Annotated in this window: 13 protein-coding genes; 11 read left to right on the top strand and 2 right to left on the bottom strand. The window is 40.9% G+C overall.

The features are described from left to right. The 7 genes from ACFFAP_RS33745 to ACFFAP_RS33715 all read left to right on the top strand — a co-directional run. On the top strand, positions 1-720 hold a 720-nt coding region (locus tag ACFFAP_RS33745; protein WP_375515302.1), incomplete at its 5' end, for an HNH endonuclease. 120 nt (positions 721-840) lie between these two features. Next, positions 841-1,125 carry a hypothetical protein gene (locus ACFFAP_RS33740; protein WP_375515301.1) on the top strand — a complete coding sequence of 95 codons (285 nt, stop codon included), beginning with the start codon at positions 841-843 and terminating at the stop codon, positions 1,123-1,125. 211 nt (positions 1,126-1,336) lie between these two features. After that, positions 1,337-1,831 carry a hypothetical protein gene (locus ACFFAP_RS33735; protein WP_375515300.1) on the top strand — a complete coding sequence of 165 codons (495 nt, stop codon included), beginning with the start codon at positions 1,337-1,339 and terminating at the stop codon, positions 1,829-1,831. Between the two features lie 96 nt (positions 1,832-1,927). Beyond that, positions 1,928-2,143 carry a hypothetical protein gene (locus ACFFAP_RS33730; RefSeq protein WP_375515299.1) on the top strand — a complete coding sequence of 72 codons (216 nt, stop codon included), beginning with the start codon at positions 1,928-1,930 and terminating at the stop codon, positions 2,141-2,143. Further along, positions 2,140-2,367 (top strand): hypothetical protein, encoded by a 228-nt coding sequence (locus ACFFAP_RS33725; RefSeq protein WP_375515298.1) that lies wholly within the window; start codon positions 2,140-2,142, stop codon positions 2,365-2,367. Before ACFFAP_RS33730 ends, ACFFAP_RS33725 begins: the two co-directional genes overlap by 4 nt. A gap of 28 nt (positions 2,368-2,395) precedes the next feature. Beyond that, positions 2,396-2,656, top strand: coding sequence for a hypothetical protein (locus ACFFAP_RS33720; protein WP_375515297.1), 261 nt, complete (start codon positions 2,396-2,398; stop codon positions 2,654-2,656). Positions 2,657-2,673: 17 nt separating this feature from the next. Next, positions 2,674-3,447: an ERF family protein gene (locus ACFFAP_RS33715; protein ID WP_375515296.1), complete on the top strand. Its 774-nt coding sequence runs from the start codon at positions 2,674-2,676 to the stop codon at positions 3,445-3,447. Positions 3,448-3,655: 208 nt separating this feature from the next. On the opposite strand, the gene ACFFAP_RS33710 is transcribed toward ACFFAP_RS33715, so the two are convergent. Further along, positions 3,656-4,435: an Rpn family recombination-promoting nuclease/putative transposase gene (locus ACFFAP_RS33710; RefSeq protein ID WP_375515295.1), complete on the bottom strand. Its 780-nt coding sequence runs from the start codon at positions 4,433-4,435 to the stop codon at positions 3,656-3,658. A 90-nt stretch (positions 4,436-4,525) separates the two neighbouring features. On the opposite strand from ACFFAP_RS33710, the gene ACFFAP_RS33705 reads away from it, so the two are divergent. From ACFFAP_RS33705 to ACFFAP_RS33695, 3 genes are all read left to right on the top strand, one after another. Continuing rightward, a complete protein-coding gene (locus tag ACFFAP_RS33705; RefSeq protein ID WP_375515294.1) occupies positions 4,526-4,720 on the top strand; it encodes a hypothetical protein in 195 nt (64 codons plus the stop codon). Between the two features lie 63 nt (positions 4,721-4,783). Beyond that, on the top strand, positions 4,784-5,101 hold the full coding sequence (locus ACFFAP_RS33700) for a hypothetical protein (protein WP_375515293.1): 318 nt from the start codon (positions 4,784-4,786) through the stop codon (positions 5,099-5,101). Between the two features lie 432 nt (positions 5,102-5,533). Next, positions 5,534-5,878, top strand: a complete 345-nt coding sequence (locus tag ACFFAP_RS33695) for a hypothetical protein (protein WP_375515292.1) — start codon at positions 5,534-5,536, stop codon at positions 5,876-5,878. Positions 5,879-6,142: 264 nt separating this feature from the next. On the opposite strand, the gene ACFFAP_RS33690 is transcribed toward ACFFAP_RS33695, so the two are convergent. Next, positions 6,143-6,358 (bottom strand): hypothetical protein, encoded by a 216-nt coding sequence (locus ACFFAP_RS33690; protein WP_375515291.1) that lies wholly within the window; start codon positions 6,356-6,358, stop codon positions 6,143-6,145. A gap of 152 nt (positions 6,359-6,510) precedes the next feature. Here ACFFAP_RS33690 and ACFFAP_RS33685 point away from each other — a divergent pair, with 152 nt between their 5' ends. After that, a complete protein-coding gene (locus ACFFAP_RS33685; RefSeq protein ID WP_375515290.1) occupies positions 6,511-6,738 on the top strand; it encodes a hypothetical protein in 228 nt (75 codons plus the stop codon). The last annotated feature ends 416 nt before the right edge of the window (positions 6,739-7,154 follow it).

Genomic DNA, 7,154 nt, shown 5'->3' with positions numbered 1-7,154 from the left:
TGCTCCTCTGCAATCCTTACGCCGCCTACCCTTCAGCTTAACTTAGTGCCATTCGACCTTAACCCTGTTATAAGGGGATGGACATCCTTCTATGCAAAATCCGACGCTCAAACCGTCGGAGAATTATCAAAACAAGACCACCTCACATACCTGAAACTTCGACGATGGGCAAAACGTCGCTGTGGAAACATAAATGATGGTCACATCAAATATTGGACTTCCATTGGCGGTAATAACTGGGTATTCGCAACCAGAGAAGGGGAAGCGAACCCCCTTCGGTTACTTAATCATAATGAGTTTGCTTGTAGTAGCACTGACTATGTAAAAGTTAAAAGCGATAAAAGCCCTTACGATGGCGACACAGTTTACTGGAGTAAAAGATTAGGGATACACCCCCAAATGCCTAATCGTAAGGCTAAGTTGCTAAAACTTCAATTGGGTAAATGTCCCTGGTGCGGATTAAACTTCCAAGAATGGGATGTTTTAGAGGTAGACCATAAAATCCCCAAAGCATTAAGCGGCAAGGATGAATACATGAATCTGCAACTATTACATCGGCATTGCCACGACGAAAAGACAGCACTTGACCTAATAGAAATAAGGAAAAAGGATACATCCAAATTCCTAGGCATAATTAACAAATTCATGTGGAAATTCAATTGGGAATGGTGTGATGATATCCCTACATTTTTGGGGATTGACAGGTCAGGAGTCCATTAGTGACAAGGATGTACACATCGAGTAGCCGTGTGCCGTGAAAGTGGCAAGCACGGTTCCGAATGGGAGGGGTGAAGCAGTAATGCTCACCTCGACCCTAACCGCAACTGGTTCGCTACAAGAGTGGCACAAGTAAAAGCGACTTTACCAGAAACCCCACGGGAACGAAACGAACGCTTGAGTGATGAACTAGAAAAAGCCTGCGCTGTTTTTGGTCTGTACCACGGTGAAATTGATTGGTTATCTTTCAGCACCAAACTCTACCAAGACGGGCGTTTTGTCGGCTTCGTAGGCTGCAATCACCAAGGCTGGTACGCAAGACCAAGACAGTACGGGGTGAATCGGGTTGCTGGCAGTGCAAAAGATGTGATTGCGTCGTTGGGAGTCAGAACGGCAGTCGCGGCGTAAGTTGCTGAAGTGAGAAAGGCGATTGCACACCAAGCAACTGCAATCGCCACCTATATGCAATTACAAATAATCATTGCACATAACACAGCAAGTAACATTACACTTTCAGATCCGGGTTTCTATGACTGCCAAGAGAATTTTGTGCTACCTCCAGCAGATGCACGCTACAGAGGTGTAAGAAATTCCTCGTTCTGGAAGTGAGAAAAAGCGATTGCTCCTCCAAGAGAAATGCGATCGCTTCTACAACAAAATTTATGACAATTCAAATCATCATGGCACACAGACTATGATTAGCCCATTTTCTCTTCAAGAAGCCCAGTTTGAAGAATCTCTTGACAAGATATTGTTGCCGACAACAGACCCGAATGCAGAGGTCATGGAAATCCCTGGATACAAACTCGTGTATGTCAATGGAGCTTGCCCCAGAAATTATCGAGTCTACAAAGCTGATTCAATGATTGGGGTGGTTTTTCAACACATTACCCACTGGTCTAACGGAGTAGATTCTCTTCGATACGCCGAGCCGGTTGGTGCAGCAGTTAGGTTGGATGAATTTATGAATGTGGCAGGCAGATTAACAGTGACTACGGAACAACCACCCACAGAAGAGGAATTACTCGATAAAGAATTTGATGCGCTGACGAGTGACGAATGGGAGCGGTTAAAGAGATACGTTCCACAAGCGAAAGATTTAGTTGCAGCGTAAAAAAATGGGTGGGCAGTAAGACCCACCTTTACGACCAGAGCAAAACTAAATTATCAGTTTATCTAAATAGAACAAAACAACTCATTGGATAAATCAATGTCACCGATAGAAATACTGAAGCAGTTCAATTCGTGCTACGTAAATATTCAGGCAATCGCCCAAGATGAGACTTGGCTCTTGTTGATTGCTGATAAGAAGATTGACCCAGAAGCAGCAACTCATTTGGGCGATGTCCTGCACTATTTGAGTGAGGCAATGGGTTGCGTGGAAGAAATAGTTGAAGTCAAGTTTAATCAGGAGGCCAAAGTATGAAACTCTATGCAACCAGTATTTCTCAAACTTTACCAAGTTGGGCAACTGTTGTATCGAATAAAGCAGGTTTGATTGAGTTGGAAATCAATGATAAAGACCCTGGCTTTCATTCAATGATTGAAGAATTATCTACTAAAATTCAGCCAGGAATTATTGGTGTAAAAGCTAGCGATTTGTGTTTAATGTTTAGCATCGAGATGGTTGATCCTACCGACGAGAATTGAGAACCAATATTTACCAAAACCGAATCACATGAAATTCACAACTGTATCTGTTAGCTACTCCAGAAAATTCAATCTTGGCGACTATGAATCGCTAGAGTTGGGTTGTTCTTTATGGGCACAAGTAGAAGATGGGGAAGACGCGGATGGAATAACCCAATTCCTCTATCATCAAGCCAAAGCTTCAGTAAAACAAGCGGCAATGCCTGTGCTGAAAGCCTCAGAGTTTCAAATTACTAAGGCTAAATCTAGCAAAAAAGTGTCTGGTGATATTAACGAAAGTGATTGGTAAGAATTTGGAGCCGGAGAATGCAAGAACTAATCAAAGCTTTAATCAAAGCAAAGGCAGAGTTTAATCCCATTCAAAAAGACGGTACTAATCCTCACTATAAGCGCAAATATGCAACACTAGATGCTGTGTTAGATGCTGTCACTCCTGCATTGAGTAAACATGGATTAGTAATAATTCAAACTACTGAAATCTGTGAAGGTCAGACAACACTGCAAACTCATTTATTTCATGAATCTGGAGAGCGCATCACCAGCAGTTATCCTTTACCTGAGATTGCTGATTCTCAAAAGTTTGGTGCAGCCTTAACCTACGCACGCCGATATGCCGTCTGTGCAATTTTCTCAGTCACGGCGGATGAAGATAATGATGCTGAAAGCGTTGCTACGCCTAAAAAGACTGAACAAGCGCAGAATAATATTAGACCTCGCAGAGAGAATCAACATCTCTTGGTTCAGCCGACAAAACAAGCTGTAACTCCACCATCAATCAACCCAAAAGATTTGCGAGTCAAAGAAGTTCGCACACTTTTAAATTACCCACTCGATTTAGTCAAAGAGTGGCTGCATTCTCGAAATGTTACGAGTCCAAGTGAGCTTGATTCTCTTCAGATTGACGAATTAGTGAAAACTATGTGTGTGGCTTGGGCTGGTAATAAGTTTGAACATCCAAATCATGCTACTAATTCTTATCAAAAGCATGTAGTTGACGCTGTAGCGCGAGGGGTAGATGAAACAACAGCAATCAGCGACTGGATGGAAGGAGCGCTTGCACAATTGCCTGAACTGAATTGAAAAGAAAAATCATACTTCAAGAAGAATACATTCGGCAGCAATCTTAACGTTCTCTTAGAAACGCTGGTTTTGCATAAAGAGCAATTATGCTCATCAAACAAAGAGGCATTGTTGCCAACAAGCGACCACCGCCATTGAGTATCGGAGAAAATCGGGGCTTGAAACACAGCCCTCGTTGAGCCGATTCAGTACAGGGACAGTAGCAAAATTACTTTTGATTCTCAGATTCTCCCTGCTGTAATTGTTGCACTGCTTCTACTGATAAGCCAGTAGACCGAGCTATCACATCAACGCTGATGCCCTCAGCTAATAAGTTAATAGCAATTTTACGGGCTTTTTTATCGCTCCCCTCTTCTTCACCTTCGGTTTTAATTTGTTGGTAAATCACAGACTCGCGCATTATGTCCTTCCTAAATAAACGTCCAATCACTTCTTGTTCTAATACTAACCCAGCCAGAATTGCAGAGGCGGCAGCAATATTACTTTGTGTTCGCCTGTCAGCAATTTTGTCAACAGCAGCAGCCTCAAGTTGTAATGTCGCAACTTTGTTCTCAGTAGCACTCAAGACCGCAAATGGCAGCAATCCTGGTGCGGACAAAAATATTTCTGGAGGCTGCTCCCATAAACGAATCACTGAAAACTCGTGTCGTAAACTTTCAGTAGTAAAAGTAGTTTGATACACCTTCTCTGATTCGGTTTTGGCTAAGTAAATTACCACTTGGTGCATTCGTTTATTAGGAAAACGGCGATACACTCTCAAACGATAATCAGCCATCCGAAACGGCATGTCGTCATCGGGTTTGGTCTGAAATTCAATGTGGAGAACAACTTCATCTGATTGCAACAACATTAAAGCATCAGCACGAATAGGTTCTAAAGACAATTCTGTAGGACTTAATTTGGTTAAAGTAATCGGTTCTCCTAATAGCCAAGTAGCGAAATCAGGAGAATACATCTCAGCGATAAATTTGCAAGTGTTATCAAACATAAACCAAGTTTATCAAAAGATAAGCCACCTTCAGCATTAAAGTCACAACCTAGCAGATTTAGTTCAGTCCATTCATTTCTAAACATCCCAATGTCACCCATCGAAATACTGAAAGATTTCAACCTGTGCTACCTAAAAATCCAAACTATTGCACAGGATAAAGATTGGCAGAAATTGATTAGTGAGAAAAAACTTGATTCAGAAGCTGCAACTCACTTAGGAGATGCCCTGCATTATTTGAGTGAGGCAATGGGTTGTGTTGAGCCGCTAGTTGACCCAGATTAAATCAACAAATTCCTATTCCTATCGTATGTACGTACTGAATTACAAATTAGAGGAAATAAGCAGATGAATCTTTGGTCAAGAATGGATTTGATTGCATTAACAAATGAACGCTTTTTAGGAGACTTCGATGATTTCATTTTTGATTACGCTGGCGGATGGATGATTAAGCTTTTGTATCTGATTAAAGTGAATGTTGCTCTTTGGTTCGGATGGGAGTCGGAGCCAGAATACAACGATTGGCATTGGGGATTAGGGTATTTTGACAGTGAAGTAAGCTCATCTTGGGATACTCCTATTGGAGCTTGTGACTGGTCAGAAATCTGTACTCCCGTCAGTTTTCTCAGATGGCAATATGGTATCGGCGAAAACTCAAATTACTAATCGATAACAGACTGACTAAGAAAGGTTTAAAAATGGCTAATCTTCTACCAATTAATTCAGTTGTCAAAGTCATAAAAACAGTTGCAGAAAAAGACCCAAGGTTAGGGCAAACAGGTACAGTCATCCAGTAATCAGCACACGGCATGGTTTGCGTTCATTTCCCAGATATGCCGCCTGGTCAAGGATTTTTTTTCAATCCACATCATTTACAAATCGTAGAGTCATAGGAAGCATTATGCCGAGAAAATCCACTTACCCCACCTCTACTGACCAGTCCTCACTGTGCTTACAGTATCTCCGTCGTTGTGGAGGTAGCGCACGATTGTGTCATATCAACTTCAGTCTGTCAGTGATTCAAACCTTGGTCAATCAAAAAAGAGTAAAGATTAGCAATACTGGTGCAGGGTTTTTTATTGAATTGGAGGATGCAAAGTGAAAACACAGAAAGTAACCCATCAATCATCTTTGCCTTCAAACACCCGTAATAAATTAGTTCTTCGTTGGACTCGAAAAAGATTTAGCCCCAGAATTCTCATCGATCGCACCATAGAAACAACTGCAATCGTCTCTCTGCTCTTAACTGGATTTTCAGGAGTAGGGGCAATGGCTTGCTGGGGGCTGGAGATTATCGAGACAAATGCTAATCCCAACATAATTATCTCTGGCTGGCAGTACCAGAAAAACAGAAGTCTTGGAGTTATGTTGGTCAGTTTTTCCGCCTTCTTAGGGAGTTCTTTAGTCGGAGCAAGCCTCAGTATTCAACGAGATAAATTTTAGGGAGGGAAACAATAATGGAAATTCAATTAACCACATCAGAGATTCGGACTATCTTGCAAGGTTGTTACAGGCGCTGCGGATTCTGATTTATCGGGGAGAAAAGGAGTGTCGGCAGTACTTGCGTTCAGTGTTGGTGAAGCGAAAGAAGGCTTTGTGAAGAAGGATAAGAGAAGGAAGAGAATTATATTTGGTAATTCTCTTCTTCCTCCTCCCAGGCTTCCTTACATAACTTGTTTAAAAGCCTCAAGATCGTCTTTTCCCAAATCACTCAATCGTACTTTCTACTTCAGGAATCAAGCCCAATTGATGACGGGCAAGAGTTCCCTGAACATGAAGCGCAAATCCTTTTTCCCAAAACAGTCTATGCATTTCTGACTCATTCCAGCCCTCCATTGCTTGAATCCGTTTTGCTGCTTCATGCAAGGGTTCTGGAATAGAAACTGCGATTTGAACCATTTTTGGTGTAGTTTTTTTCGGCATTTTCTTCTGGGTAATTCAACTTATTATATAACTTTACCCCTATAGTTCTATTTTTTATGAAAAAGTCTTTCCAAAATGTTACCTTATCTATAGAGGTATAGATATTACATTTATGCTAATCTAGAAACGCTTTGACGTTAAAGGTCGTCTATATGGCAGAAATTAAATCACTACATGATTTTCTAGGGAAACATCCCATGTACCATCGACAGTTAGCCGAGTTGATGGGAGTGAAAACCTGCACAGTAGATCGATGGAGTAATCAAACTAGACGAGTAACTGAACGCACTTTAAAAGAACTCAATCGGTTACACCATTTGCTTAGTCAAAACCCACAACTTAGAGAGCAATACGTTAAACCCTTGTCTAAAGTATCTTAATTAGAAGTTCACTCCTCAAAAGAAGAACTGGACAAAGTACAGTTTCTTAAAATATCACATCAAAGAACTGGACAAAGTACAGTTTCAGCTATTGCTCACACAAGTTGGGCTTTGTATGATTTAGATATCAAATGCATCGATGATGTATTTGGTAAAAAATACTTCAATCAAGAGAGTGAACAAGCTACAAAGAGCATCTGATCATAAATATGACGAAGTACTTGTAGTGAAATACTTTACTTACAGGAATTACTCACAACTACTACAGCTAAATTATTGATTAGCAATAACTTATATTCTTGGTAATTTCCTAATGCTTTTGCGACAATAATTATGATCTTAAAGTAGATTGTTTTTCAAAGGATATCCAGGGTAAGCGCATCTAATTTTGTGCTTAAGAATACAGATTGTTTTAC

This window comes from uncultured Nostoc sp. (genome assembly GCF_964245575.1).
GTDB lineage: Bacteria > Cyanobacteriota > Cyanobacteriia > Cyanobacteriales > Nostocaceae > Nostoc.
The sequence above is the reverse complement of the archived record's forward strand: the minus strand, read 5'-3'. Positions and strand labels throughout refer to the sequence as shown.

Excerpts from the sequence above, each read along its gene's own strand:
- ACFFAP_RS33690 (WP_375515291.1), bottom strand. The coding sequence starts at position 6,358 with ATGCCGAAAAAAACTACACCAAAAATGGTTCAAATCGCAGTTTCTATT.
- ACFFAP_RS33705 (WP_375515294.1), top strand. The coding sequence starts at position 4,526 with ATGTCACCCATCGAAATACTGAAAGATTTCAACCTGTGCTACCTAAAA.
- ACFFAP_RS33730 (WP_375515299.1), top strand. The coding sequence starts at position 1,928 with ATGTCACCGATAGAAATACTGAAGCAGTTCAATTCGTGCTACGTAAAT.
- ACFFAP_RS33685 (WP_375515290.1), top strand. The coding sequence starts at position 6,511 with ATGGCAGAAATTAAATCACTACATGATTTTCTAGGGAAACATCCCATG.
- ACFFAP_RS33715 (WP_375515296.1), top strand. The coding sequence starts at position 2,674 with ATGCAAGAACTAATCAAAGCTTTAATCAAAGCAAAGGCAGAGTTTAAT.
- ACFFAP_RS33720 (WP_375515297.1), top strand. The coding sequence starts at position 2,396 with ATGAAATTCACAACTGTATCTGTTAGCTACTCCAGAAAATTCAATCTT.
- ACFFAP_RS33710 (WP_375515295.1), bottom strand. The coding sequence starts at position 4,435 with ATGTTTGATAACACTTGCAAATTTATCGCTGAGATGTATTCTCCTGAT.
- ACFFAP_RS33725 (WP_375515298.1), top strand. The coding sequence starts at position 2,140 with ATGAAACTCTATGCAACCAGTATTTCTCAAACTTTACCAAGTTGGGCA.
- ACFFAP_RS33700 (WP_375515293.1), top strand. The coding sequence starts at position 4,784 with ATGAATCTTTGGTCAAGAATGGATTTGATTGCATTAACAAATGAACGC.